The following is a 26487-nucleotide window of genomic DNA, read 5'->3' on the forward strand; positions in this document are numbered from 1 at the left end:
CTAAATACAATTTGTTTAGTACTTTTATGGTTTAATATCCTATAATGAAATACCTACTTACACTCGTATTACTATTCTCTATTACTGTCACCTTTTCACAGGACGACCAAATGGAGCAAAGAAATTATGTAGAAGGTATTATCATAGACTCGCAAACAGAGGGGCCTCTAGAGAGCGTGAATATTGTAAATCTTAATCAGGTAATTGGAACATCTACAAATGCCAATGGTGCATTTAATATTAAGGCAAAAGTTAACGACACCTTGCATTTAACCTATATTGGTTACAAGTCTATTAAAGTACGTGTAACGAATGACTGGATAAAATTTGGAAGCTCAAAAATTACACTAACCGAATTGGCTTTAGCCTTAGAAGAAGTTGTTGTAAACGATTTAAAACTCACTGGCTACCTTGAAATAGACATTCAACAGGTACAAGTAAACACCAATTATAGATATAGCATCTACTGGTTTAACCACCGGCTATGAAGCTGGAAACAACAAGTCTGCAGGTAGTATTAGTAAAGTGTTAGGCTCCATATTCAATCCCTTAGACTTTTTATACAATACGTTTAGCCGTAAAGGCAATGAGCTTAAAAAGCTTAAAAAAATGAAACAAGACGATGAGATTAGAAACCTTTTAGCGTCTCGTTTTGATCGTGAAACACTCATGGTTTTACTACAAGTTAATAAGGTAGATCTAGATGAAATTGTATCACAATGTAACTACTCTAAAGAATTTATTCAAAAGGCCAATGATCTTCAAATGTTGGATGCTATTAGTGAGTGTTACGAAGAATACAAAGTGTTAAGTCGCGATAGAAAATAACTCTAAAGCACAGTTTCAACAACCTGTTTTCTATTTAAAAACATTTCCCTTTTAAATAAGTATTTTACTTGAATTATATTTTGGTTTCGTGATAACGTGCAATAATATCATCATAACTTTTAATGGTTTTCTTGCACCAATCCAGACGCTTTTCAAGTTTTTCGGCGGCTGTTAATTGCCAATGAATGTCTGTTTTCTTTAATTTAGTTGTGACATGTTGTAAGATGATTGCGGCAGAGACCGAGATGTTTAAACTCTCTGTAAAACCAGCCATAGGAATCTTCAAAAACACATCTGCTGCTTTTATGACCTCTTCCGAAAGGCCCTCCGTTTCTCTCCCAAAGAAAAAACATGATTTTTTTGTCACATCAAAATCATGTAATTCGCAATCATTAGTGTGTGGCGTGGTCGCCACAATGCAGTAACCTTCTGCTTTCAATTGGTTTAAGCTATCTTTTACCGAGTGATAGCGATTTAAGTCTACCCATTTTTGTGCCCCCATTGCTATTTCCCGATCGATGCGTTTGCTATTGCGCTCTTCTACAATATTAACTTCTTGGATGCCAAAGACGTCACAACTACGAATAACAGCACTTGTATTATGAAGCTGATACACATCTTCGGTCGCAACTGTAAAAAACTTGGTGCGCTGTTCTAATACGTGATGGAAACGCTGTAAGCGATTTGGCGTTAAAAAGGTTTCTAAATGTTCTAAGAGTTTAATATCTATCATAGAATCCAAAATTAAAGATTATTTTTAAAGCATGAAACATCTTGTTGTATTAACTGGCGCTGGAATGAGTGCCGAAAGTGGTTTAAAAACGTTTCGAGACGCTAATGGTTTATGGGAAGGCCATGAGGTGATGGCCGTGGCGTCACCGAAGGTTTTGCGGCCAATCCTGAATTGGTTTTCGATTTTTATAATCAAAGACGCCAACAGCTATTAGAAGTAGAACCTAACAAAGCTCATATGGCGTTAGCAGATCTTGAAAACCATTTTAAAGTGACCATCATTACCCAAAATGTAGACGATTTACATGAGCGCGCTGGTAGTTCTAATGTCATTCATTTACATGGTGAATTATTAAAAGTACGCAGCATCCAAAACGACAAGGTACTGTTAGATTGGAAAAAAGACCTTAACTTAGGAGATTTAGATACCAATGGCCATCAATTACGCCCACACATCGTTTGGTTTGGTGAAGCCGTACCTTTAATAGATAAGGCGGTAGAGATTTGCCAAACGGCAGACCGATTACTTATCATTGGTACGTCGCTGCAAGTATATCCTGCAGCGAGTTTAATGCATTATGTCCCGGACCATACACCCATGTATTTTATAGATCCCAATCCTTCTATTTCAAGCACAAAAAATCTAACCGTCATTGCTAAAACAGCAACAGAAGGTATTAATGAATTTATCTCCATTTTTTAATGAAACAGGCACTTTTAGTTGTAATTACATTCATTTTTACTTCGTCCTACGCACAAGACATTGTGGATTTTTCAAATAAAATGCTGGTTAAAGTAGACTTTAATAAACAAAGTGAATCGTTTTTAATTACAGACGATGGTGAACGTTCCTTTATCGTAGAAGCCAATAATGTGTATAAATTAAAGTGTTCTGCTAATTATAAATTTCTTGGTTTGAGTATTAATTTTTCACCAAGCAGTACGCATGGAAACAACCAGTCTAAGTTTAGAAACATCCAATTACGTGTCTTTTTAAAACAATGGTTACAGACCTTTGAATACAGAAAAGTACAAGGGTTTTATCAAGAACGCACCAATATCAATACGACCCTAGCGGCATTTCCAAATTTAAAAACCACCAGCTTTACTGGTAGTACCTCTTATACATTAAACGATAATTTTTCTTTAAAACATTTAGTGGCCTTAAATGAATGGCAAAAAAGTAGTGCGGGCAGTTTAGTACCGACACTTAATTACGGTTTTAATCGATTGTCTGATGTTAACGAAACTGGGAAATACTTTCAAAATAATTTTGACATTTCTATTTCACCCATGTATTATTACACGAGAACGATTAAAACAAATTATTTTGTCACCGGCGGTATAGCGCCTGCCTTAGGGATTCGGTTTTCAAATGAAAAATCAGAACACTCCAATGCGTCCTATTCCTTTGTAACCAAAGCTTTAAACTTTAAATTACAATTTGGGTATACCACTAACAGCATTAGTACAGGTGCCGTATTTAATTTCGATTCCAGCGAAGCTAAAAAAGCTAGCGCTCGAAATTTTGTAAACGATAAGAGTTACGCTAGCCTATATTTTGGCTACCGGTTTGATCCACCTCCCTTTTTAAAACAAAGCTCGAAATGGGTAAAAGAACAGATTGATTTGTAATTATTTCATTAAATCTATAGCTTTTAAACTATCGATACGGTTTCGTTCTAAAAAGGCATCAATGGTTTCAAAATGTTCAATAACGCGTTGGTCTTTAAACTCAAAGACTTTTTCTGAAAGCCCTTGTAAAAAATCACGATCGTGAGAGACTAAAATTAAGGTACCATCAAAATCTAGTAGGGCTTCCTTAAGCACATCTTTAGATTTTAAATCCAAGTGATTGGTGGGCTCATCGAGAATCAACAAATTTACGGGCTCTAACAATAATTTCACCATCGCCAATCTGGTTTTTTTCTCCACCGAGACAACACCCCTACTTTTTTATCAATATCATCGCCTTTAAACATAAAACGGCCAAGAATATTTTTGATACCTGTTCTCACATCACCTTTTGCCACCTCATCAACGGTTTGAAATACCGTTAACTCATTATCTAATAAAGCCGCTTGGTTTTGTGCAAAATAGCCCACTTGCACATTATGACCTAAACTACATTTTCCTTCAAAATCAATGTCTCCTAAAATAGATTTGATCATAGTAGACTTCCCTTCTCCATTTCGTCCTACAAAACTCACCTTCTCCCCTCTTTTTATAGATAGGTTAGCATCCTTAAACACGACATGTTCATCGTATGTCTTGGTTAAATTCTCCACAGTCACAGGAAAATCTCCGAACGCTGTGCAGACGGGAAACGCAGTTTTAAAGCGGAAGTATCAACTTCATCGACTTCAATAATTTCTAACTTTTCAAGCATACGTTCACGTGAGGTTACTTGGTTGGTTTTAGAATACGTCCCTTTAAAACGTTCAATGAATGTCATATTATCGGCAATAAACTTTTGCTGTTCTTGATAGGCTTTAATTTGATGGATTCTTCGGTCCTCACGTAATTGTAGGTAATGGGAGTAGTTGGCTTTATAATCATAAATGCGCCCCATAGTTACCTCAATGGTGCGATTAGTAATGTTATCAATAAAAGCACGATCATGAGAAATTACCATCACGGCATTGGCTTTATTTACTAAAAAGTCTTCTAACCAAATCACCGATTCAATATCAATATGGTTTGTAGGCTCATCGAGTAAAATTAAATCGGTTTTTGTAATAGAATTTTTGCTAATTCTATCCGCATGCGCCAACCGCCACTAAATTCACTAGTCAGTCGTGTGAAATCCTCGGGTTTAAATCCTAACCCCTTAAGAGCCTTCTCCACTTCTGCTTCATAGTTAATATCGTCTAGAGCATAATAGCGATCCCCTAACTCTGAGACCTTTTCAATAATAGACATGTAGGCGTCACTCTCATAATCTGTTCGCGTTTCTAATTGTTTATTAAGCTGCGCCATCTCGTCTCTCATCTCGAAAACAGAGGCAAAGGCTTTAGACGCTTCTTCAACAACGGTACTATTATCTTGAGTTAATAAATGCTGTGGTAAATAAGCAATCACCGTATCTTTAGGCCCATTCACTTTGCCTCGTGTCGCTTTTTGCTCGCCAGCAATAATTTTCATCATGGTCGATTTTCCAGCACCATTCTTACCCATTAACGCAATCTTATCATTTTCATTAATCACGAAATTAACGTCTTTAAATAAGGTGGTGCCGCTAAATTCTACCGCTATATTATCTACTGTAATCATATTATGCTTTTTGAAAGCGCGAAAGTACTAAAAAGAGAAACATTATTATTAATAGTATTTATTTTGTTGAAAATTATACGAACTTAGAACGCGAATAAAAAGCAACACGAATGAAAGAAAAATTAAGACCTCTACAAATAATACATTTAGCATTATGCGCTGGATTGGTTTTAGTCTATATTTTTTTAGGCAATCTCTTGTCTATAGAATCTTTTAAACTTCCACAGATTGATGCTTTAGTTTTAATGTATCTCTTAATTCCCGCTCTCGCTATTGTAGTTAGCCGCTTTATGTTTAAAACAGCACTTAACAAAATAGATCCAGCATTATCTATGGATGAAAAATTAACACAATATCAAAGTGCATGCATTATAAGTTACGTTTTTATAGAAGTGGCCGCATTTTTAATTATTTTCTTAAAGCCGGAGCTACTACTTATCGGCGTCCTACTCATTATTTATTTGTTTTTAATAAGACCTACAGCAGATAAAATACATACCGACTTAAATAACTTAACCTAATACCGCAACAGATGTTAAATATAAACCCCCTTATATATGGCTAATGATATCGAAGAAATAAAGAAGCAGTTTAGTAACATAAAAGATGAACAAAAAAAACAAGATTGTTTTCGTTTATTAGAATTAATGCAGGACCTAACAGGAGAGCCGCCCACGCTATGGAGAGGAAATATGATAGGTTTTGGCAAGTACCAATACACCAACGATAGTGGTAGCGAAGGTGAGTGGTTTCTCACTGGTTTCTGCCCTAGAAAACAAAACTTGGTGGTCTACATCATCGCTGGATTTAAAAACTACAAGCCCCTTTTAAGTCAATTAGGAACCCATGAAACAGGGTCTTCTTGTCTTTATATTAAAAGTCTAGATACTATTAATATAGAAGCATTGAGTGCCCTAATCACAGCATCGGTAATGCATATGAAAGCGAAACACAAATTGTAATATCATGGGGTATAGAAACCTTTTTGAAAACGTTTGACAAAGTATTATCCAGTTTTACCTATAAAAAATGACTTTTTAAATTTCAATAGCGATTCAATTGAAGAGATCGGTATAGCGAAAGAAAGCGCAAACATAGTTTTGGAGGATACGTAAAGTCCAGTGGACTAATTAAAGGTATTCATTTAAAGACAACTAATAGTAAACAAACAGTAAAACCTATTTAAAAAAATTCTGTTTTTAAAACATACTTTTCCCAACAATCTAATCCTCAATGTAAAAAGAAATAGTACCTTTGCACTCGATTTAAAAAAACACCTTTATTTATGAAGCGTATTAACGAGTACAAAAAACTATTTAATGTAGAGCAAGACATGACTTTAAAAAGCTTAAAGACGTCTTACCGTAATTTAGTTAAAGAATGGCATCCGAGATAAGTTTCAGGAAGGTGACGAGAAAGCGCATGAAGCCGAGTTAATGAGTCGTAAAGTGATTGATGGTTACCACTTTTTAGTAAGTATGGCACCGTAAACGATTGCTGCCAATAAAGAAGAATATGATACCACTATTAACAGTGCCATATTAGATTGGAAACATAAAGGCTTATTATTAGAGGTTACCTTTTTAGATGGTAATACTTATGAATATTTTGGAGTGAACAAAGCCTTATACATTAAGTTTTCACAAAGTGACAAACAAACCCGTTTTGGAAAACGTAGTATTTTCAATTCATTTCCATATAGAAAAATTAAGAAGCAAGAAGTTACTGCTTAACTCAATGTTAGTCTATTTAAAAAAGAGCCAAAACGCTAGTTGTTTTGGCTCTTTCTTTTTTATGCTTTTTAGCGCTTCTAGTCTTGTTTCTTATTCTTCTCCTCTATCCACTTACTCATAAACTTCGTGCTTTGCATGGTATGATGCATTAACATGCTCCCTGTAAAATTACTTTTCCTATGGGCAGCTATCCCTTTTTGAAGCAATTCTAATCGTTGTAAGAAATCGGCAACAAAGAGCTGCTTATCGAAACGGAGATTAATCACTTGGATGCCATGCTTTTGTTTTCCTGTCCGAGAAAATTTTATTGGTGTACAATTCTATAGCCATATTGGCAAATACCATAGGATCATCTTCAATAAATCCGTTAGGCTCTAAAGCACCATACATCCCTTCTGCACCAATGCTTGTGGTTACACAAGGGATACCGTTTAACATCGCATCCACCAATTTCCCCTTTAACCCTGCACCATACCGTAAAGGCACCAAGCAAACTTTATGTTCTTGCATAACCGCATTGATGTCTTCAACAAAGCCCTTAATAAAAAAACCTTGACTTTTATCATTCAATTGGCTCAATTTAGAAGATTCATAAGCGCCGTACACATGCATTTCGGCTTTGGGGAGTTTCTTTCTAATGGCTGGCCAAATAGAGGTCTTTAGATATTTAACGCCATCAACATTGGGGGCATGTAAAAAATTACCCACGGTAATAAAATGTTCCCGTTGTTTAAATCCTGGTAATGCTTTGTGCTCTTTTAAAGATATGGCATTAAGTAAAAAAGGCAGATAGCATAATAAATGTTCATTAACATGAAACTGATGTTTTAAAATATCAATTTCTACTTCCGAAATGATAAGACTCAAGTCGCATCTATAGATACTCGCAATTTCACGTTTAGCCACATCATTGTAGAGGTAATTCGTATCAAAAACCGATTGATCATCTAACGCTTGTTTTCGACCTTTTCTTAAACAATGTAGGTCTTCTGTATCCAATAAACGCAGGGCATCAGGACAGTGTTGCGCCACACGCCACCCAAATTGCTCTTCAATCATAAAGCGATCGAAAAGCACCACATCGGGACAGATGCTTTTTAAAAACACGTCAAAACTAGGGGCATTTAATTGTATGGTTTCAATCGTAACCCCTATACTTTTTAAATCGAAGGCGTTGTCACTTTTTGCACAAGCGGTTGCAAAAATAATGTCGTAATTTTTAGATTGAAACAGTGCTATTAGGTGCATCATTCGGCTTCCTGCAGCCGAGCTTTTAGGCTCGGGCGAGACAAAACCGATAATTAAAAGTTTTTTATTCAAAGGGAGCAGGTTGATGAGTTTTTAGAGTATTGTATATCGTCTATATAATAAAAAATTATTCCGGCCTTGGCGTTAAAGCATAACCTAATCTTACTTTATTGCCCCAATCTACAACTTGCTGGATTTGAACATCTGTTAAATTGGCATCACTGTGTGTGTAGGTATAACTTGGCAAAGGCATCTCTTTTTCTTCAACTTCCTCTATAAGTTCTTCAAACTTATGATCCTTTTTCTTAATAGAATAATTATCCCATAACGATACATTAAAATGTTTTTTACCATCATTAACATGTTCAGCCAACCAGTAATTTATTGGAGTAATCTTATTATACCAAGGATATGTCGTGTGATTACTGTGGCAATCAAAACATGTTTCTGTTAAAATTGCCTTTACGTCATCCGATGGTTTTGTTTCTGCTAAAAAAGCATTAACCGATTCCATCGAACCGTCATTTTTTTCGGGCCAAAAAATTGAGCGATGAGAACAACCACCAGCAGCACCAAAAGAATTTTTTTTGCAATTTTCATTTCATTAAATTTAGAGTTTAAAAGTAATAAATATCTCGTGACTACCGAAGCCTTATATCAAGAATTAGATGATGTGAATCACTCTCGTGATAAGCGACTCTATTATGCAAACGTCGTCCTTGAAAACCCAGGGTTAATTCCAAAACTATTAGATATTCTGTTTATGGTAGATGACAAAAGATCATCAAAAGCGGCTTGGGTCTTGGAATACCTCTGTGACATCAATTTAGAAGCGATTATTCCATACTTAGATGTTTTTACAGAACACCTACATAAAGTACATTTGGATTCCGCACAACGTCCAGTAGCCAAGGTTTGCGAAAACTTAGCAAAAGCGTACTATGGCAAAGGAACTTCAAAACTAAAACAAGCGCTACTCCCAAAACATAAAGAAAAAATAATTGAAGCCTGTTTCGATTGGATGTTAAACGATGCGAAGGTGGCCCCAAAAGCCTATAGCATGAACACGTTATTTTTATTAGGAAGCGAATACCATTGGATTCATCCTGAATTGATCGGGGTTTTAGAACGGGATTTCCATATGCAAAGCTGCGGGTACAAAGCACGTGCCGAGACCTATTTTGAAGCAGTTGAAAAACAAATAATAACGCTTAAACCTTGACAATTCTAGTCCATTATAGTTAACGCACAACTCTTCACCACTCACTTCTCACTTCTCACTTCTCACTACTTACTACTAACTTCTCACTACTAACTCCTCACTCATCCCTCACCGTTAATAACTGAATAAAACTTCTCACTTCTCACTTCCATCTTCTCACTTTCTTAGCTATCTTTACAGCTTTTAAAAAACCAACACAAACTATGTCATTAACACACTTAAATGCCATCTCACCTATTGATGGTCGTTATAGAAATAAAGTAGAAAAATTAACCCATTATTTTTCTGAAGAAGCACTTATTAAGTACCGTGTTTTAGTAGAAATCGAATATTTTATTGCACTCTGCGAGCAGCCTTTACCACAATTACAAGGGGTAAACCCTTCTGTCTTTGAAGCGCTTCGTAAGATTTATAAAGACTTTAGTACGGCAGATGCACAAGCCATTAAAGACATCGAAAAAGTGACCAACCACGATGTAAAGGCGGTGGAATATTTTATAAAAGAACAGTTTGATAAACTAGACCTTAATGATTATAAAGAGTTTATTCACTTTGGATTAACCTCTCAAGATATTAACAATACAGCCATTCCTTTAAGCATTAAAGAAGCCATGAACGATGTTTATGTTCCTGGCTATTTTGAAGTTCTACAAAAATTGAAAGCATTAGCTGAAGAATGGAAAGACATCCCAATGCTAGCAAGAACGCATGGGCAACCAGCATCACCAACACGTTTAGGTAAAGAAATCCAAGTATTTGTAGTCCGTTTAGAAGAGCAGTTTAACTTGTTAAACGACATACCGAGTGCTGCAAAATTTGGTGGTGCAACAGGAAATTTTAATGCCCATAAAGTCGCTTACCCTAAGATAGACTGGAGGGCTTTTGGAAGCACATTTGTTCAGGAAAAATTAGGTTTGCAACACTCCTTCCCCACGACACAAATTGAGCATTACGACCATTTGGCGGCCTTATTTGATTGCATGAAACGTATCAATACCATACTCATCGATTTAGATCGCGACATCTCGGACGTATGTGTCTATGGATTATTTTAAACAAAAAATAAAAGCGGGTGAAGTAGGTAGCTCTGCCATGCCTCATAAAGTAAACCCTATAGATTTTGAAAATTCCGAAGGTAATTTAGGGATGGCTAATGCTATTTTTGAACATTTATCGGCAAAGCTTCCCATCTCGCGTTTACAGCGCGATTTAACAGACAGTACGGTGTTGCGAAATGTAGGTGTCCCGTTTGGTCACACCTTAATCGGATTTCAATCCACTTTAAAAGGCTTAAGTAAATTATTACTAAACGAACCAAAGTTTGCTCAGGATTTAGAAAATAATTGGGCGGTTGTGGCCGAAGCCATCCGGACGATTTTACGTCGGGAAGCCTATCCCAATCCTTATGAAGCATTAAAAGGATTAACCCGAACGAACGAAGCGATTACCAAAACATCCATTTCAAATTTTATTGATACTTTAGAAGTCAGTGAGGCTATCAAAACGGAATTGAAAGCCATTTCGCCAAGTAACTATACCGGTATATAAATAGATTTACAAATAAGAAGGAATCCTTTGCTCTAACAGTAATAGCACAGCGCTTTTATAGCGGCAATGGCATTGATTTCTAAATTTAAAACAACCTATTGTTTTAGTTAGTTAAGGTCGTGTCTTTCTACTTCTGTTTATTATGTATTTCTCAATTCAAGTGTAAAAATAAAGGCCTCTGAATTTGAGAAGAATAACAAGGTTTTAAAATAAAAAAAGGACTGCGCCAACAGTCCTTTTTACATTAACATATAAACCTTTAGTTAAAAAAGTTCATAATACTTTTTAGTTGGCTATTGTCTACATCTACTTTTTGCATGTTATTAATCATCATCATAACTTTTTCAGGATTAATGTCATCACCAATTATACGCGCAACACCAAAGCCTGTTTTTTGAGAACTCATCAACACCAAAATCTCATCTACAGCATCATCTGTACCAATAGAATTCACCTTGATTTTCATGCCACCCATACTAAAATCCATGAGCTCATTATACTTTTCATTTTTAAAAACACGTTTGGCTTTCTCTAATTCTTGCTTATATTCCGTTTCATCTCCAGTAGCACGGTATCCCGTAAAACTAATTTTCTTAAGACTTTGAATGGTTTCTTTTTCTTCAGCAGACAACTCAGCACTTGAAAAATCCATCAAATTAGCCGATAAATCCATTTGCTTATAATCGGGTAAATCTTGGTGTTCTACAAAATACGTTTGTACTGAGCCTTCATCTTTACAACTTACTAATGCTAGTGACAATAAAAGACTAAAGACTATGGTTTTAATTACTGATTTCATGGGTTCTGTTTTTTTTTGCTGGTGTGATTAAGTAAAAAAGCCACACGAAACCTTTGGTTTAATATGGCCATTTCATTTAATTAAAATTTACTTATTTTTCTTCTTATCTAACTCTTCACCACCTGGTAAATCGAATTTCTTAGTCAATTTAGAAATTTGGTTTAAATCGATATCTCCTGTAAAAGAAATAACAACGGTTTCTAAACTTCTCTTTTTACCATTAATAGAAATATCATTGTCTTTCATTACGGCGTCTAAGCCGTTAACAAACATTAAAAGTTCTGCAACGTGATCTTGATCTTTACCTTCCTTAACGTAAAACTTAACCACCATACCATTATCTTTAACTTCCATTAATTCTTCTAAAGCACCGTAACGCCCACTAACCCATTTTTTAATATCGCTGGCTATCATTTTATTGTCTGTAGCCATCGTTTTAAAACTGGTAATACTATTTACCATTTTCAAAAATTCTTGAGCATCTGCATCATCTGTTTCTATATCCATTTTAGCCAACATTTGAAACATCTTTGGTTTAATAGAGACGTAAGTTACATCGTCATTGCCGCTATACTTAGCAAAAATATCGCTTTGGGCCATTGCTGTTAATGGCATTAAAAGTATTGCGAATGCAAATACAATTAGAGATTTTTTCATTCCGTTTAATTTATTTATTGTGTTCATTTTTTTAGTATTTATTTGTTATTAATTTGTAAAAATGAATTCGCGTTTTTATGTTCTTAAATAAGTATACACTTATCACTTTACGCTCGGTTCATTTTTTCTTGTTATAATTATTGTGTTTAGTTTCTATTTAAATATTCTACCCATGGGGTCATTCAATTCTTTTAAATAGTCAACTTGTGTGCCAGCTTTCCCTATAACGTCTAGGTAACTCACTTGCGAAACGCCCTTGTTTAATTGTTTTGAAACTAAAGCTAAAGCCGCTTTTGCGTTTTCATAATCTGCTCGATCTGCATCTGTTATTGTGACGCTGTCGTTAGCAAACGGATTAGAAAAGAAAATACTCACCATTAGAACCGCAACTGCTGCAACAGATAACCACTTATAGTTAAAACTTTTTTTAGTGTTTAGTGGTAGTTGTTTAGTAAATTGTTCTTGTTGGTTTACCAAAAAGTAATCAAACATGGATTTATACACTTCTAGATGTGGCGCTACAGTTTCTTGCGAAAAATAGTCTTTTAACTGCTGCTCTTCCTTTAATGTGGTCTCTCCGTTCTCGTACTTTTCGAGTAATTGTTCTATATTATTTAACACCATAATTGTGTGTTTTAGTTAATTGTTCTCTTATTGTTTTTCTAGCTCTTGATAGCGTCACTCTTACTGCTGTTTCTGTCATGTCTAGCATTTTCGCGATCTCGCTAAAGTCGTACTGTTCAATATCTCTTAATTGTATTACTAACTTTTGCTGTTCGGCAAACCTTTCATTATTCTGCCAACCCAGTGAAGACTATCGTTTACTTCTAACTGTTTTTGAAGCGCAACGCTGTGATCTTCGTAATTACTGTGTACAATTTTTAAATTTTGTGCCTGCTTCGATTTCAACTTATCATAACAAAAATTCTTTGTCATGGTCATAGAAAATGCTTCAACGTTTTTATAGTCTTTAATTTTCTTTTTATTATTCCAAAGCTTAATTAATATTTCTTGTGTGGCATCTTCTGCTTCTTCAGTAGACACTAACAATCTTTTTGCTAGCCGAAATACCTTATCCTTAAAAGGCAATACTATATTTAAAAATTCTATTTGTGTCATGGTTAGTATAAAACGTTAAAGTGGTTTTTATCGCTTTATGTTATTACGACGACCTACTTTCTATTTTGTTACAAATAATTTTTAATTTATTAAAAAGTAACTACATTTAGAGTGAAAAAGAAAAGATTAAAATGAAAAAATCCCCCAAAGCACTACTAGTATTACTACTCGCGTTGATTTCTTTAAGTTGTTTTGAAGACCGAGACGACACGCCTATAACCGTTACAGATATCAATGATTTTGTTTACCGTGGTATGGATGCCTATTACTTATACCGCGACAGTGTTCCGGATTTGGCTGAAGACAAACAAAACAGCAGTAACTACTCTAATTACCTGGCCAGTTTCGATTCTCCCGAAACTTGTTTTGAAAGCCTAATTTACAACAGAAGTACCGCAGATCGCTTTAGTTGGATCACCAGTGATTATATTGCTCTAGAACAGCAGTTTAATGGTGTATCTAAAAATAATGGTATGGAATTCGGACTGGTACGATATACAGAAAATGGGAATGACCTATTTGGTTATGTACGCTACATCCTGCCCAATACAAGCGCTGAAAATGTGAATTTGAAGCGGGGTGATTTGTTTTATGCCGTTAATGATACCCCCTTAACCGTAAGTAACTGGAGAACGTTATTAAGACAAGACAGTTTTACACTCAATTTAGCGAGCTATAATGATAACGGTACGATTGACACGACTGACGATAGTATAGACCCGACAATAAACAAGGTCATGTTAACCAGCATACCCTACACAGAAAACCCTGTTTTTAAAACTAAAATTCTTCAGGTGGAAGGTGAAAACGTGGGCTATTTAATGTATAATGGTTTCACCTCTAATTTTGATACGGCTTTAAACGCAGCATTTGGTGAATTTCGAGCGAACAACGTGCAACATTTAGTGTTAGATTTACGATACAACCCTGGTGGCTCTGTAAATTCTTCAGCTATTATGGGAAGTTTAGTCACAGGACAGTTTAATAATCAAGTGTATGCTAAATTAAATTATAACAGTATACAACAAGACAATAATTTTAACTATCTATTTGTTAATGAAGCCAATGGTGCCGCATTGAATAGTTTAGGCCTTAATAAGGTCTATGTTTTGGCAACAGGGTCCTCTGCCTCTGCCAGTGAAATGGTGATTAATAGCTTAAAGGCCTATATACCAGTGATACACGTAGGAACGACTACCGTTGGAAAATCACAAGCTTCAATAACCCTGTATGATGCTCCTAATTTTACTAGAAATGAAGCAAACCCAAGACACACCTACGCCTTACAACCTTTAGTGGCCATCTCCGTAAATAAAGATAATGGTCAGGTTCCTATTGATGGAATAACACCAGATATCACCTTAGAAGAACGCATAAACAACCTAGGTGTTTTAGGCGATGAAAACGAGCCGCTATTAGCCGAAGCTTTGGCAGATATTGCAGCTACAAATAAATCTGTGCCTCAAAAAAGCGGAAAAACTATTGAAGCCATTTTTGACAGTAACGATTTGTTACCACATAAAAAAGAAATGTACATTGAACAATAAGACCTATTTTAACTGGAGCTACGGCAAAGATTCTGCTTTAGCACTTTATTATTTACTACAAGATCCTAATTATACTATAGGCAAGTTAGTCACTTCTGTTAATACCCATTACAATCGTGTATCCATGCATGGATTGCCCTTAGATTTATTAAAAGCGCAAACCAATGCCATTGGTATTCCATTACAAACCATTGATTTGCCGGAGCAACCCACTATGGAGGACTACGAGAGGATAATGACCAAAGTGGTGAATAGTTTAAAAACGGAGGGTTTTTCACACGCTGTTTTTGGTGATATATTTTTGGAAGATTTAAAACGTTATCGTGAAGACAATCTATCTAAATTCAAAATAAAGACCTTGTTTCCGCTTTGGAAAAAAGACACGAACCACTTAATCAATGAATTTATAGACTTAGGCTTTAAAGCGGTGATTGTTTGTGCCAATGCCAAATATTTTTCTGAAGATTTTGTTGGGCAAACCATCACCAAAGAGCTCATTGAAAATTTACCAAAGGAAGTCGATGTCTGTGGCGAAAATGGCGAGTTTCACACGTTTTGTTATGATGGTCCCATTTTCAAAACCCCCATTCCCTTTTCTATCGGAGAAAAAGTATATCGAGAATACAATGCCCCTAAAACGGAAGACTCCGTTTGTAATTCAGCAAAACGGGCTTTTGGTTTTGTGATTTGGTATTAAAATAAAAGCCTCTTTAAAAGAGGCTTTTATTTATGTTAAAGAAAATGTTTTTTTAATTGAAATACACTTCCCCTGGAATGACACCTACAGTAATAACTTCCATTTCTGTATTAGTAGTTAAATCGAATACTTTTAAGGTCCCATTAGTTGAAAAATCTCCAGCATCAAGTCCATATAACAAACCATTTCTGACAGACATATCATAAAAACTAACATCTGTGAACTCAGGTATTGTCGGAAAATCTGTTGCTGTTTCATCCATTTTATATACTGAACCTCCTGCATATAAATACAGATTCCCACTATCAAAATTCAACTTAGAAGGAGATGAAATTGAACTATCAAATGTTACTGTTTTATTGATAATATTGGAATTAGTATTGATCTCTATTAAATTTTCCGAAGACAAAACCCACAAATCATTGTTTGAATCCAGTTGTAAAGAATTTGGCGAATTCCCAACAGTTATACTATCTACTAATTCATCAGTTGCTGAATTAAATACATCTACCTTATTTCCATTACCATATATTCCTGTTGCTACATAGACCTTATTATTTACAGCAATAATTTCCTCTGGTAAGTAACTTGTAGCTATTGTATCAAGTATTGTGTTTGTACCTAAATCTACTACCAATAGAGCATCATCTGTTGTATCTGAATAATCTCCCCAAGCAGTAACATAACCTTTCCCATTGGAAATGGTCATATATCTTGGATTAATAACTCCTGTATTTATAGTCGCAATAGATTCAAAAGTATATCTATTCACTACTTCTATCTGATTTGATACATTTATTATTATATAAGCAAAATCTCCATTGAAAGCCATGCTTTGTGCCACAGTACCTAAACTTCTGCTATTTACATTAGAAAAAATATCATGTTCTATTGTTGTAAAATCATTTGATACGTATGAGACTGTTCCTACTCCTCCGGAAAAACTTCCTTCATGAGAAATTAAAATACCATTTTCATAAGCACCTAATGGCACAACTGCTGTTGAATCATCATCATTACTACAAGAGGTAAACGTTACAGCAATTACTAATGCTATTAAAGCTAAGTTGTTTAGTTTCATTTTTTTTTAAAATTTAATGGTTGTTTGTATTTGAAAATTTCTATTGGGCATTGGTCGCAATGCTACGTTTTCGTAATATTTATTATAAATATTATTTACTTTAAAATCTAAATGGTAGTTCACTTTTCCTTTCATATTTAAAACATAACTTAATCCTATATTCCCAATATCGTAGACCTCTAATTCATCTCTAGAAATTGTAAAAACCTCTCCAACGAATACATGCTGATAATACATAGAAAAAGCCTTATGGCTATAAGCAAAAGATAAATTACCTTTATGAAAAGGCACATAAATAAGTTGTTTACCAGTCATCTTATTTTCTGAAACTGTATAAGAATAGTTTCCCTTAAGTTCTAAATGCTGCTTATTAAACTGCTTTTGTAAGCTTAACTCTGCTTCTACGCCATAATTTTCGGTTTCAGCAATATTTACTGGGCTCCATAGACCGAAACAGCATTTGGTCGCCACTGGATTAAGTCTTCCGTTGAAATATAGTAGGCATTCATCTTAAAATTTAAAAAACTAAATTGTAATTCTTGCCCAAAATCTATCTGATAGGAAGATTCCGGAACCAAATTCGGATTCCCGCCAGGTTGCCAAAACAAATCATTAAACGTGGGCACTCTGTAGTTCTTTGAAGCATTTAGTTTTAATATATAGGTTTTAGCTAATTCGAATTTTGAGTCTATGGAAAACACCATCGGACTATCGAATTGACTGGTAAAATCTTTTCTAATATTTAAGCCATAGCTTAGTTTTTTAGTCAGTTTATGACTTAATAGTCCCGATAGAGAAAAGACCTCTCTTTTAGGATCTCCAAAACTACCACCTTCACCAGTAATGGTATTATACTCAACAACAGATTGCACTTTTATTTGTTCAGATAATTGAAAATTTAAATCATGTTTTAGAATTAATGTATTTACTTTTCCGAAGGAAAAATTATCCTTATCCTTATTTTCAAAATATTGAAACGCTTCTTGTAAATGTGCGACTTTGAATCCCGATTTTATGCGCTCACCAACCCGGGACCATTCTAATAAATTTCTAATATTAGTATCCTCATAGCGACTACGCGAAGGCGCCACTAGCGTCCCTGACAAATTCCGGGCTCCTATAAACGTTTGATGATAAAACTTTAAAACATCTCTGTCACTAATAAAATAGCCAAAATTCGCATTGATGTTTTGATTGTTAAATTGTCCGTTTTCATTAACTTCATCCGTTCTCAGAAATTTGTAATCATTTTCAGAATCAACATAAGTTACCCCTATATTTCCTGAAAACTTCGAAATTCCAAAATCAGTTGAAACTGTATACTGCTGTGTATCAAAACTGCCATAAGTAACACGTAAACTATTGTCAAAATGATTACTATACGTAAGTTTATTATTTAAATGTACTGTCCCGCCAATACTTCCACTCCCATATTGCACACTGCCTCCACCGCTTCTTATAGCTATAGAATTAAACTGAGAGGCATTTATGGTGTTAAAATCAGTTTGCCCATTTAATTGCGAATTAATATTTATACCGTTCCATATCACAGCAGTTTGTGAGGCATTTGTACCACGAAACGAAGGAGAAGCCACCATCCCAAAGCCGTTTTCTTTGAAATAAATATTAGAATTAAAGGCTAACAAACCTGTAAGCGTGTTTGTGTTTTTAGAAATTACTGAATCATTAAGTTTTGTTATTTTAAAACCAGCAGCATAGTTTTTAAGTTTAGTATCACTCAATACAACCTCTTCCAAATTGTGAACAGAATCCAGCCTGGTTTGTGCCATACAGCAAAAACCATTAATTAGTAACCAAAAAATAAGAATACTTTTTTTCATAAATCTTAAAATCTTTCTCCCGAAGATTCTTTTGATGTTGAAAATGGCAGGTCTCCTGGCTTTCGTCTTGCTATTGGTCTTCCCGGAAAATTTTTCCAGTGACTTGAAGTTTAATAACAAGCATTCACAAATGTGAACTAAGATTACAGTTGCGGGAACAGCTCAAGTTTTAAACTTGATTCCCTTTTAATTAACTTCGCTTAATTGCAAAGTCAAACCAAAATTCGCTGCAAAAATAATCTTTATTTTGGAATATCTTATATGCGAAACGGTAATTAATCTTATTTTTGATTAAAAATCATTAATGATGAAAAACGGTGTCATTCTATTCTTTATGCTCGCTATTTTAGCGTGTAAAGAAGATAAAGGGATAAATAACAGCTTACCTCCTATATATGAGACAGGCAACAACAACATCGCTTATGCTGAAGGGTTTCGTATTGAAGATAACGGTAATTTTAGTGTTCTCGAAATTAAAAACCCTTGGCCTAAAGCCGATGAAACCTTTAAATATGTTTTGATTTCTGCAGAAGAAGCAGCCAAAACCACATTTATGCGTGACGCATACAACGGCATTATCATTACACCTATTGAAAGCATTGTAGTGACCTCGACAACTCATGTGCCTTCTTTAGAATTATTAGGCGTTGAAGAGACGCTGAAAGGTTTTCCAGGAACAGATTATATTTCTTCCGAAAAAACAAGAGCACGAATAGACCGCGGATTAGTTAGGGAATTAGGTAAAAATGAAGGACTAAACACCGAAGTGTTATTAGAAATCAATCCGAATCTGGTGGTTGCCTTTGGTGTAGATGGCAAGAGTAAGACTTTGGAAACCATTAAAAAAGCCAATATACCTGTTATTTATAATGGCGATTGGACAGAAAAATCACCCTTAGCAAAAGCCGAATGGATTAAATTTTTTGGCGCCTTATACAACAAAGAAAAAAAAGCCGATTCTATTTTTAATCGGATTGTAAATAATTATTCCGAAGCGAAACAAATAGCTTCAAAAGCTGCTACCAAACCCACCGTTTTAAGTGGCGCCATGCATAAAGATGTTTGGTATTTACCAAATGGCAGCAGTACAGAAGCGCAATTTTTAGAGGATGCCAACACCAATTATTTATGGCATGACACTACTGGAAGTGGTAGTTTGGCACTAAATTTTGAAGTCGTTTATGAAAAAGCCAAATCCGCCAATTTATGGCTGAGTCCTTCGTATTACACAAGCTTAGAAGATTTAAAAACGGCTAATGCACATTATACAGAGTTCAACGCTTATAAAAACAAAACCATTTATTCTTTTACAAATACGACGGGGAAAACTGGTGGTGTTCTCTATTATGAATTAGGTATCGCACGTCCGGATTTGGTTTTAAAAGACATTATTAAAATAAGTCATCCCGAATTGCTACCCGAATATCAACCGTTTTTCTTTAAAGCTTTAGACTAATCTTGGCAACAAAAAAATCATACCAACTTACCTTTTTAATTCTCATAATAGTATTACTTGCTTTGTTTTTGGTGAATATTAGTTTGGGATCTATTAGCATCCCTTCAGAAACTATTTTTAACAGCTTCTTTACAGAAACCTACGAATATACCAATCAAGAATACATCATTCAGAATTACAGATTGCCTAAAGCGATCACCGCCATTTTAGTGGGATCTGGTCTAGGTATTTCCGGATTATTAATGCAAACCATGTTTCGCAATCCCTTAGCGGGTCCTTTTGTTTTAGGCATCACTTCGGTGCAAGTCTAGGAGTGGCTTTGGTAATCATGGGTGCTTCATTACTAGGAGGTGTTTTCGCGGGCGTATTGGCGTCGCAATGGAGTTTGGTTATTGCGGCAAGTTTGGGTAGCTTTATTGTGCTTACTGCTGTATTAATTGTCTCCTCCAGAGTAAGAGACACCATGGCGATATTAATTATCGGGCTCATGTTTGGAAGTATCACATCTGCCATAGTAAGTGTTTTGTCGTATTTCAGCTCTGCCGAAACCTTACAACAATACATTTTTTGGGGGTTTGGTAGTCTTGGTGATTTGCAATGGCCGGAAGTAAGAGTTTTCTTATTGGTTTACAGTGTAGGAATCGTATTCACCATTATTTCTATTAAATCATTAAATAGTTTACTTCTAGGTGAAAGCTATGCTAAAAGTATGGGCTTAAATATTAAACAAAGTCGTATGATAATCATTTTAGCTACCTGTTTATTAGCCGGAAGCATTACGGCTTTTGCGGGACCTATCGCTTTTATTGGTTTAGCTATCCCACACATGACACGCCAACTGTTTAACACCTCAAATAATAAAATACTATTACCAGCCGTATTTTTGTTCGGCGCTATCGTCATGTTAATTTGTGATAGCATTGCACAATTACCAACCAGTGATTATACATTGCCTATTAATGCCATTACCTCACTTATTGGAGCGCCAGTAGTGGTTTGGTTGCTCGTTAAAAAAAGAAGGATGATTTTTTAAAGTTAGAAGTTAGAAGAAAAATACCAATAAGTTCCCTCCTTCAGATGCGAAAAAATGGTTTATTAAAGAAAAAACAGGATGGTTTAACCAAAAAAAGAGCCAAGGGATTTTATACTTTGACAAACAGAGGATTAAGAAATAAAAAACAATTCGTGAATTAGTGATAAAAAACACAAGACATACCATACTTAAAACCGAAAACCTTTCTATTGGTTACCACGCTAAGAAAGCAACAACTGTTGTGAGTTCTAATATAAATATGGAATTATATGAAGGGGAACTCGTTGGCTTAGTGGGTGCCAATGGTATTGGTAAATCAACATTACTACGCACCTTATCTCAAATTCAAAAGCCTATTGATGGCACTATTTTAGTGAACAACAAGGCCATTTCAGAGTATCCAGCTATTGATCTCGCCAAAGTATTGAGTCTCGTGCTCACAGAAAGTGTGGCCTCTAAAAATTTATCTGTCTTTGAGCTTATTGCATTAGGAAGACAGCCTTACACCAATTGGGTAGGCAAACTTTCCCAGGAAGATTTAGAGATTGTTAATAGTGCTATCTCGCAAACCCATTTAGAATTGATTGTCGATAAAAAGTGTTTTCAGTTGAGTGATGGGCAGTTGCAAAAAACAATGATTGCGCGTGCCTTAGCACAAGATACCTCACTAATTATTCTAGATGAACCCACAACACATTTAGATATGTATCATAAAGCCTATATTTTGAAACTGCTACAAAAGTTAGCAAAAGAAACCAATAAAACCATCCTGTTTTCATCCCATGAAATAGATTTAGCGATACAACTATGTGACCGTTTAATTGTAATGACTAACGATTTTGTGGTATCAGACACACCTAACAACCTCATTAAACAAGGTGCTTTTGACAACTTATTCCCAAAGGACCTCATCGTTTTTGATGAGAATTCGGAGCCTTTCGTGTTAAGAAATAACTAAAAAACTTGAAGCTACAGTCTTCTAACTTCCACCTAAAAAAATTATCTTTGATAAAAAAACTATATTTCCCCTAATGCTATAACAATGAAATTAAAAATAAATTTTTTCTTTTTAATATTCTTTTCAATTTTTAGTCTTACTTATTCTCAGAGTAACGACTTTACTATTGAATTTATTAAGGCAAATAAAACTATTAAAGCAATTACAACATTTAGTGCCAACTATAAATCAAAACAAGTAAATAAAGTAATTGTAAAAGTCAAAGTACAGGCCGTTGATAAAAAAGGTTTTTTTGATCCAAATAAAATTTCTTTAATAGACCATACTAATAATTTGAGATTTAGACCGACTGATATCCTTGCAAAAAGGTTTACTAACCTTATTCCTTTTAATAGAGTCTCTAAAGTAAAACCTAAATTAAAGAGATATAGAAAATTATATAATCCGAGAAATTAAAGACACTTTTTTAGATTATAATTTTGATGATATAGAAAATGTAAAGATTCCTTTTGAGTTTGGCACAAGAAAAAATTCAGATTTACTAATTATGCATTTTGAATCAAAAAAACTAAGATCTACAACTATTACAATTTTTTTCGTATATCCAAAAGGTATTAAAACTGGCAGTTTGTATTATGGTAAGGAAAAAATTTCAGACATTAATATTTGATATTTAATAGAAACTACCAATTGCTTAAATAAATTCAATCCATAAATGAACGACAACCTCATCCTCATTCTTTCCATATTCATTTCTGCAGTTGTTGGTGCTTACTTAGGCATGTTATTTTCAAAACTGAAAAGTAAAAGTGAAAAAAGCACGCTAGAAGAACGCCAAAGTCAAATGGGATTAACCATTGATGCGCTGAAAAAAAATGTAGATAAAGTTGAACATGAGCGCGAAGAAATAAGAAGAGAAAAAGAATTTTTAAATACAGAGTTAACAAGAAAGACTTCAGAATACGAGAATCTTCAGCAGTTACACCATAAGCGTGAGGCAGAAGTAGAAGAACGGCAGGAACAACTTCGAAAAGATTTTGAGTTGTTAGCTACAAAAATTCTTGATGAGAAATCAGAGAAATTCACCCTTCAGAATAAAGAAAATATTAAGAACATACTGAGTCCGCTACAAGAAAAAATTCAGGTCTTTGAAAAGAAAGTAGACGATACTCAAAAAGAAAGCATCAGTATGCATTCTGCTTTAAAAGAACAACTGTTAGGCTTAAAAGACCTTAATCAACAAATGACAAAAGAGGCCACTAACCTAACACGGGCTTTAAAAGGGGATAGTAAAATGCAAGGCAATTGGGGCGAATTGGTTTTGGAACGCGTCCTTGAGAAATCGGCTTAGAAAAAGACAGGGAATACTACGTACAACAAAGTTTTACCTTACCCGATGGTTCTCGTGTATTGCCCGATATTGTCTTACACCTGCCGGATAACAAACGTATGATTATTGATAGTAAAGTATCACTTGTCGATTACGAACGCTTTGTTAATGCAGAAGAGGAAGATAGAGCTGTCTATTTAAAAGCCCATATTAATTCTATTAAAAAACATGTTGAGCAGCTTTCGGCTAAAAATTATCAGGATTTGTATGACATTGAATCACCGAGACTTTGTCTTATTATTTATACCTATTGAACCCGCTTTCGCCATTGCTATTAATGAAGACAACTCCCTATACAACAAAGCGTTTGAACGTAATATTGTCATTGTTACTCCTTCTACCTTATTAGCGACCTTGCGTACCATAGATAGTATGTGGAATAATGAAAAACAGCAGCAAAATGCTATTGAAATTGCGCGTCAGGCCGGTGCCTTATATGACAAATTTGAAGGTTTAGTTCAGGATCTAACAGGTGTTGGTAAAAAAATTGACGACGCTAAAAAAGATTACTCATCGGCTATGAATAAATTGGTAGAAGGCCGTGGTAATTTGATCACCAGCGTTGAAAAACTCAAAAAAATGGGGGCTAAAGCAAAGAAAGCCTTACCTGAAAAAATATTAAAAAGAGCACAAGAAGACGATAACTTATAAAATATAAAATAACACATGAAATTTCTATTAAAATTTTTAGCCATTCTTGTTATAGCTCTCGCTATATTTTACGCATTTGTCTATTTTGTTCCCTATAGCGAAGGCAATCGCTCTGGTGAACTCATAAAATTCAGTAATAAGGGTGTCATTTTCAAAACGTATGAAGGAGAAATAAGCCAAGGCATCTCTCGGTGCTCAAATTTTTTCATTTTCAGTGTTAGATCAAGACAAAGACGTTATTAGTAAATTAAAAGAGTTTCAGGGAGAATATGTAAAACTAACCTATGTAGAACGCTTTGTAACATTTTTTTGGATGGGAGACACAAAATATTTTATTACCGCTGTAGAAAAAGAATCCTCTCCACATTTTAGAAATTAATTCATGACAAACTACAAATCAGTCGATAAATCACGCATTACCATCTCAGAATTAATGCTGCCCTCCCACTCTAATTTTAGCGGCAAAATTCACGGGGGGTATATTTTAAGTTTAATGGATCAAATTGCTTTTGCCTGCGCCAGTAAACATTCAAAAATGTACTGTGTTACTGCTTCTGTCGATACGGTTGATTTCCTAAATCCTATTGAGGTTGGGGAATTGGTAACCATGAAAGCCTCCGTAAATTTCGCAGGTAGAACATCCATGGTTGTCGGTATACGTGTTGAAGCCGAAAACATTCAATCGGGGGTGATGAAACATTGTAACTCTTCCTATTTCACAATGGTGGCTAAGACTAAAGAGGGGATTTCGGTTGAAGTACCAGGATTGATTTTAAATGATAATACTGAGGTCAAGCGGTATCTTAAAGCTTTAAAACGGATTGAAACGAAAAAATCCGGACAAGCGGAGTTTAACCATGAAGATTTTTCTCATCAACACTACTTAGAGCAGCTAGAAGGCTATAAAGTTAAAATTGAATTACCGGAAAACCATAACTAAATAGTATCCAATAACATAGGGCGTTTCGGTTTTTTATTCCTATATTAGTTTCCTAGGAAAACATCGGCTACTAAAATCAGATTTCTATGAAAAGAAGCTATTGGGTTATTTTATCGCTAATTATTATACTTGCGATTATCGCTTACAATGTGGTATATCAGAAACATCGAATTATTGAAGAAGAAACAGTGGCTTTTTCTTTAAATGCTGATGATTTAATTAATGCTTTCCAAAATAATTCAACATTAGCAGAATCAAAGTTTCTAAATCAAACTATTCAAATAAATGGCGACGTTTCTGAAATTAACACCTCCAATTTAACCTTAAACGATGTGATTTTTTGTAGCTTTAATGCAGATAATAATTTACAAAAAACAGAACTTAATACTAAAATTTCAATCAAAGGACGGTGTATTGGATATGATGATTTACTTGAGCAAGTAAAATTCGACCAATGCTCCATCTCCCAATAAACTAACCATGAAATACCTTATCATTCTCCTTTTATCCTTTCCGCTATCGCTATTTTCACAAGACGATCTACTGGATGAAATCGACCAAGCGTCTCCTGAGGATAATTATGCAACGGCTACTTTTAAAGGGTTGAAAATTGTAAACTTTGAATCGACTAAACTTACCGCTAAAAAGGAATTTACATTCGTTGTTGCTCACCGTTTTGGAAGTTTAGAGAATGGACTAGATACTTTTTTTGGCTTAGATGATGCTGTGACGCGATTGAATTTCATCTATGGCCTTTCAGAGGGAATCAATATTAGTGTATCTCGTAGTTCCTTTCAAAAAATCTATGAGGCAGCTATAAAGTATAGATTAGTTAAACAAAAAGAAGGGGGGGCTCTTTTTACCATTGTAGGCTACAATTCTATTTTAGTTAATACGGCTTACCAAAAAGCTAATCTACCAAAATTAAAGTTTAAAAATCGTCTAGGCTATACGGCACAAGTGCTTATCGCCGAGAAAAATAAGTAAGCAATTATCTTTAGAATTGGCACCAACATTTTTTCAAGATAATCCGGTTCTAGATGCCAACCAAGACAATGCACAATACGCCTTAGGTATTGGGAGTCGTTATAAATTAGGAAAACGTTGGTCGCTAAACGCAGACTACGGTTGGCATTTAAATAGAAGTACCACTTCGCCTTTTAAAAATCCATTATCTATTGGTATTGACTTGGAGACTGGAGGTCACGTTTTTCAAATGCATTTCACGAACTCCCAAGCCATGAATACCAATGGCTTTTTAGGGCAAGCTACTGGCGATTGGAATGATGGTGATATATATTTCGGGTTTAATTTAAGTCGGGTATTTTAAGAAAATGAAACTATGAAAAAGTTACTTTATACAACGTGTCTTATTGGTATATTGCTTTTTAGCTGCACCACAGATAGTATTGAAGATTTATTAACGCCGGCCACAAGTGAGCCAGGAGGGGACCGTAAATTATACAGATGATATTCAAAGTATCATATCTAATAATTGCACCTTTTGTCATAGTGACCCTCCTGTAAATGGCGCCCCAATCGCACTAATCACTTATAACCAAGTGGTTAGCGCCATAAACAATAGTGATTTAATCAATAGGATTTCCGGACAATCTGGAGAAGCTGGCGCCATGCCTTTTGGCGGCCCAAGGCTACCTCAAAACTTAATCAATTTAGTCATTCAATGGGAAATGGATGGCCTTCTTGAAAATTAAACTTGGCACACTAGTAGAA

General features: G+C 34.9%; 23 protein-coding genes, 10 pseudogenes and 1 riboswitch. Of the genes and pseudogenes, 22 read left to right on the plus strand and 11 right to left on the minus strand.

Annotated elements, in window-relative coordinates; all coding sequences use genetic code 11:
- Positions 1-44 precede the first annotated feature (44 nt).
- Positions 45-828 (plus strand): annotated as a pseudogene (locus tag N7U66_RS06090) (carboxypeptidase-like regulatory domain-containing protein).
- A 73-nt stretch (positions 829-901) separates the two neighbouring features.
- On the opposite strand, the gene N7U66_RS06095 reads toward N7U66_RS06090, so the two are convergent.
- Positions 902-1561, minus strand: a complete 660-nt coding sequence (locus N7U66_RS06095; RefSeq protein WP_267677743.1) for a TrmH family RNA methyltransferase — start codon at positions 1559-1561, stop codon at positions 902-904.
- Between the two features lie 31 nt (positions 1562-1592).
- Here N7U66_RS06095 and N7U66_RS06100 point away from each other — a divergent pair.
- Both N7U66_RS06100 and N7U66_RS06105 read left to right on the plus strand, forming a co-directional pair.
- Positions 1593-2263, plus strand: a pseudogene (locus N7U66_RS06100) (SIR2 family NAD-dependent protein deacylase).
- Positions 2263-3195, plus strand: coding sequence for a DUF4421 family protein (locus tag N7U66_RS06105; RefSeq protein ID WP_267677744.1), 933 nt, complete (start codon positions 2263-2265; stop codon positions 3193-3195). The pseudogene N7U66_RS06100 and the gene N7U66_RS06105 overlap by 1 nt, the downstream one beginning before the upstream one ends.
- On the opposite strand, the pseudogene N7U66_RS06110 reads toward N7U66_RS06105, so the two are convergent.
- Positions 3196-4833: pseudogene (locus tag N7U66_RS06110) on the minus strand (ABC-F family ATP-binding cassette domain-containing protein).
- 110 nt (positions 4834-4943) lie between these two features.
- Here N7U66_RS06110 and N7U66_RS06115 point away from each other — a divergent pair.
- The 3 genes and pseudogenes from N7U66_RS06115 (at position 4944) to N7U66_RS06125 (ending at position 6566) form a co-directional block, all read left to right on the plus strand.
- Entirely contained in the window at positions 4944-5354 is a 411-nt protein-coding gene (locus tag N7U66_RS06115) for an MFS transporter (protein ID WP_267677745.1), read from the plus strand.
- Positions 5355-5390: 36 nt separating this feature from the next.
- Positions 5391-5795: a DUF1801 domain-containing protein gene (locus N7U66_RS06120; protein ID WP_267677746.1), complete on the plus strand. Its 405-nt coding sequence runs from the start codon at positions 5391-5393 to the stop codon at positions 5793-5795.
- Positions 5796-6118: 323 nt separating this feature from the next.
- A pseudogene (locus tag N7U66_RS06125) lies at positions 6119-6566 on the plus strand (KTSC domain-containing protein).
- A gap of 77 nt (positions 6567-6643) precedes the next feature.
- Here N7U66_RS06125 and N7U66_RS21435 read toward each other — a convergent pair.
- From N7U66_RS21435 to N7U66_RS06135, 3 genes are read right to left on the minus strand one after another with little or no spacing between them, the layout of a single operon-like run.
- On the minus strand, positions 6644-6832 hold the full coding sequence (locus N7U66_RS21435; RefSeq protein WP_313791424.1) for a hypothetical protein: 189 nt from the start codon (positions 6830-6832) through the stop codon (positions 6644-6646).
- Entirely contained in the window at positions 6825-7886 is a 1062-nt protein-coding gene (locus N7U66_RS06130) for a glycosyltransferase (protein ID WP_313791425.1), read from the minus strand. The genes N7U66_RS21435 and N7U66_RS06130 overlap by 8 nt, the downstream gene beginning before the upstream one ends.
- Positions 7887-7941: 55 nt before the next feature.
- Positions 7942-8328 (minus strand): heme-binding domain-containing protein, encoded by a 387-nt coding sequence (locus tag N7U66_RS06135; protein ID WP_313791426.1) that lies wholly within the window; start codon positions 8326-8328, stop codon positions 7942-7944.
- A 36-nt stretch (positions 8329-8364) separates the two neighbouring features.
- Between N7U66_RS06135 and N7U66_RS06140 the strand changes: the two genes are divergently transcribed.
- Both N7U66_RS06140 and purB read left to right on the plus strand, forming a co-directional pair.
- Complete coding sequence (locus N7U66_RS06140) at positions 8365-9036, plus strand: adenylosuccinate lyase (protein WP_313791427.1); 672 nt, start codon at positions 8365-8367, stop codon at positions 9034-9036.
- A gap of 203 nt (positions 9037-9239) precedes the next feature.
- A pseudogene (gene purB, locus N7U66_RS06145) lies at positions 9240-10584 on the plus strand (adenylosuccinate lyase).
- Between the two features lie 259 nt (positions 10585-10843).
- Here the strand turns inward: purB and N7U66_RS06150 are convergent.
- The 4 genes and pseudogenes from N7U66_RS06150 to N7U66_RS06165 all read right to left on the minus strand — a co-directional run bounded on the left by N7U66_RS06150 (position 10844) and on the right by N7U66_RS06165 (position 13159).
- Complete coding sequence (locus N7U66_RS06150) at positions 10844-11383, minus strand: DUF4252 domain-containing protein (RefSeq protein WP_267677748.1); 540 nt, start codon at positions 11381-11383, stop codon at positions 10844-10846.
- 87 nt (positions 11384-11470) lie between these two features.
- Positions 11471-12067: a DUF4252 domain-containing protein gene (locus tag N7U66_RS06155; protein WP_267677749.1), complete on the minus strand. Its 597-nt coding sequence runs from the start codon at positions 12065-12067 to the stop codon at positions 11471-11473.
- 126 nt (positions 12068-12193) lie between these two features.
- Entirely contained in the window at positions 12194-12664 is a 471-nt protein-coding gene (locus N7U66_RS06160; protein ID WP_267677750.1) for a hypothetical protein, read from the minus strand.
- Positions 12651-13159: pseudogene (locus N7U66_RS06165) on the minus strand (RNA polymerase sigma factor). The gene N7U66_RS06160 and the pseudogene N7U66_RS06165 overlap by 14 nt, the downstream one beginning before the upstream one ends.
- 131 nt (positions 13160-13290) lie before the next feature.
- Between N7U66_RS06165 and N7U66_RS06170 the strand changes: the two are divergent.
- Positions 13291-14706 carry a S41 family peptidase gene (locus N7U66_RS06170; protein WP_267677751.1) on the plus strand — a complete coding sequence of 472 codons (1416 nt, stop codon included), beginning with the start codon at positions 13291-13293 and terminating at the stop codon, positions 14704-14706.
- Complete coding sequence (locus N7U66_RS06175; RefSeq protein WP_267677752.1) at positions 14696-15403, plus strand: Dph6-related ATP pyrophosphatase; 708 nt, start codon at positions 14696-14698, stop codon at positions 15401-15403. Before N7U66_RS06170 ends, N7U66_RS06175 begins: the two co-directional genes overlap by 11 nt.
- Before the next feature lie 52 nt (positions 15404-15455).
- On the opposite strand, the gene N7U66_RS06180 is transcribed toward N7U66_RS06175, so the two are convergent.
- The gene (locus tag N7U66_RS06180; RefSeq protein WP_267677753.1) at positions 15456-16484 is read right to left on the minus strand and encodes a DUF5074 domain-containing protein; all 1029 of its coding nucleotides are present in this window, start codon (positions 16482-16484) and stop codon (positions 15456-15458) included.
- Between the two features lie 6 nt (positions 16485-16490).
- Positions 16491-18325 (minus strand): annotated as a pseudogene (locus N7U66_RS06190) (TonB-dependent receptor plug domain-containing protein).
- Between the two features lie 28 nt (positions 18326-18353).
- Positions 18354-18562, minus strand: a riboswitch (cobalamin riboswitch).
- A gap of 67 nt (positions 18563-18629) precedes the next feature.
- Here N7U66_RS06190 and N7U66_RS06195 point away from each other — a divergent pair.
- The 12 genes and pseudogenes from N7U66_RS06195 (at position 18630) to N7U66_RS06245 (ending at position 26468) form a co-directional block, all read left to right on the plus strand.
- On the plus strand, positions 18630-19781 hold the full coding sequence (locus N7U66_RS06195; protein ID WP_313791428.1) for an ABC transporter substrate-binding protein: 1152 nt from the start codon (positions 18630-18632) through the stop codon (positions 19779-19781).
- Positions 19782-19783: 2 nt separating this feature from the next.
- Positions 19784-20814, plus strand: a pseudogene (locus tag N7U66_RS06200) (FecCD family ABC transporter permease).
- Positions 20815-20974: 160 nt separating this feature from the next.
- The gene (locus N7U66_RS06205; protein ID WP_267677757.1) at positions 20975-21772 is read left to right on the plus strand and encodes an ABC transporter ATP-binding protein; all 798 of its coding nucleotides are present in this window, start codon (positions 20975-20977) and stop codon (positions 21770-21772) included.
- A gap of 84 nt (positions 21773-21856) precedes the next feature.
- Positions 21857-22228 carry a hypothetical protein gene (locus N7U66_RS06210; RefSeq protein WP_267677758.1) on the plus strand — a complete coding sequence of 124 codons (372 nt, stop codon included), beginning with the start codon at positions 21857-21859 and terminating at the stop codon, positions 22226-22228.
- A gap of 259 nt (positions 22229-22487) precedes the next feature.
- A pseudogene (gene rmuC, locus N7U66_RS06215) lies at positions 22488-23813 on the plus strand (DNA recombination protein RmuC).
- Positions 23814-23828: 15 nt separating this feature from the next.
- Positions 23829-24192 (plus strand): annotated as a pseudogene (locus N7U66_RS06220) (6-phosphogluconate dehydrogenase).
- A gap of 3 nt (positions 24193-24195) precedes the next feature.
- On the plus strand, positions 24196-24753 hold the full coding sequence (locus N7U66_RS06225; RefSeq protein ID WP_267677759.1) for an acyl-CoA thioesterase: 558 nt from the start codon (positions 24196-24198) through the stop codon (positions 24751-24753).
- Between the two features lie 86 nt (positions 24754-24839).
- Entirely contained in the window at positions 24840-25226 is a 387-nt protein-coding gene (locus tag N7U66_RS06230) for an OB-fold protein (RefSeq protein ID WP_267677760.1), read from the plus strand.
- Between the two features lie 7 nt (positions 25227-25233).
- Positions 25234-25740: a DUF5777 family beta-barrel protein gene (locus N7U66_RS21440; RefSeq protein WP_313791429.1), complete on the plus strand. Its 507-nt coding sequence runs from the start codon at positions 25234-25236 to the stop codon at positions 25738-25740.
- Between the two features lie 16 nt (positions 25741-25756).
- Complete coding sequence (locus N7U66_RS21445) at positions 25757-26083, plus strand: DUF5777 family beta-barrel protein (RefSeq protein ID WP_313791430.1); 327 nt, start codon at positions 25757-25759, stop codon at positions 26081-26083.
- A gap of 12 nt (positions 26084-26095) precedes the next feature.
- Positions 26096-26224 (plus strand): hypothetical protein, encoded by a 129-nt coding sequence (locus N7U66_RS06240; RefSeq protein WP_267677761.1) that lies wholly within the window; start codon positions 26096-26098, stop codon positions 26222-26224.
- Entirely contained in the window at positions 26190-26468 is a 279-nt protein-coding gene (locus N7U66_RS06245) for a hypothetical protein (protein ID WP_267677762.1), read from the plus strand. Before N7U66_RS06240 ends, N7U66_RS06245 begins: the two co-directional genes overlap by 35 nt.
- The last annotated feature ends 19 nt before the right edge of the window (positions 26469-26487 follow it).

This window comes from Lacinutrix neustonica, from assembly GCF_026625145.1.
In the GTDB taxonomy this organism is placed as follows: Bacteria; Bacteroidota; Bacteroidia; order Flavobacteriales; family Flavobacteriaceae; genus Lacinutrix; species Lacinutrix neustonica.

Bases quoted from the DNA above. Each gene is read 5' to 3' on its own strand.
- N7U66_RS06135 (WP_313791426.1), bottom strand. From the start codon at position 8,328: ATGGAATCGGTTAATGCTTTTTTAGCAGAAACAAAACCATCGGATGAC.
- N7U66_RS06180 (WP_267677753.1), bottom strand. From the start codon at position 16,484: ATGAAACTAAACAACTTAGCTTTAATAGCATTAGTAATTGCTGTAACG.
- N7U66_RS06170 (WP_267677751.1), top strand. From the start codon at position 13,291: ATGAAAAAATCCCCCAAAGCACTACTAGTATTACTACTCGCGTTGATT.
- N7U66_RS06210 (WP_267677758.1), top strand. From the start codon at position 21,857: ATGAAATTAAAAATAAATTTTTTCTTTTTAATATTCTTTTCAATTTTT.
- N7U66_RS06150 (WP_267677748.1), bottom strand. From the start codon at position 11,383: ATGAAATCAGTAATTAAAACCATAGTCTTTAGTCTTTTATTGTCACTA.
- N7U66_RS21440 (WP_313791429.1), top strand. From the start codon at position 25,234: ATGAAATACCTTATCATTCTCCTTTTATCCTTTCCGCTATCGCTATTT.
- N7U66_RS06225 (WP_267677759.1), top strand. From the start codon at position 24,196: ATGACAAACTACAAATCAGTCGATAAATCACGCATTACCATCTCAGAA.
- N7U66_RS06105 (WP_267677744.1), top strand. From the start codon at position 2,263: ATGAAACAGGCACTTTTAGTTGTAATTACATTCATTTTTACTTCGTCC.
- N7U66_RS06160 (WP_267677750.1), bottom strand. From the start codon at position 12,664: ATGGTGTTAAATAATATAGAACAATTACTCGAAAAGTACGAGAACGGA.
- N7U66_RS06155 (WP_267677749.1), bottom strand. From the start codon at position 12,067: ATGAACACAATAAATAAATTAAACGGAATGAAAAAATCTCTAATTGTA.
- N7U66_RS06195 (WP_313791428.1), top strand. From the start codon at position 18,630: ATGATGAAAAACGGTGTCATTCTATTCTTTATGCTCGCTATTTTAGCG.
- N7U66_RS06140 (WP_313791427.1), top strand. From the start codon at position 8,365: ATGAGAACAACCACCAGCAGCACCAAAAGAATTTTTTTTGCAATTTTC.
- N7U66_RS06120 (WP_267677746.1), top strand. From the start codon at position 5,391: ATGGCTAATGATATCGAAGAAATAAAGAAGCAGTTTAGTAACATAAAA.
- N7U66_RS06240 (WP_267677761.1), top strand. From the start codon at position 26,096: ATGAAAAAGTTACTTTATACAACGTGTCTTATTGGTATATTGCTTTTT.
- N7U66_RS06230 (WP_267677760.1), top strand. From the start codon at position 24,840: ATGAAAAGAAGCTATTGGGTTATTTTATCGCTAATTATTATACTTGCG.
- N7U66_RS06115 (WP_267677745.1), top strand. From the start codon at position 4,944: ATGAAAGAAAAATTAAGACCTCTACAAATAATACATTTAGCATTATGC.
- N7U66_RS06095 (WP_267677743.1), bottom strand. From the start codon at position 1,561: ATGATAGATATTAAACTCTTAGAACATTTAGAAACCTTTTTAACGCCA.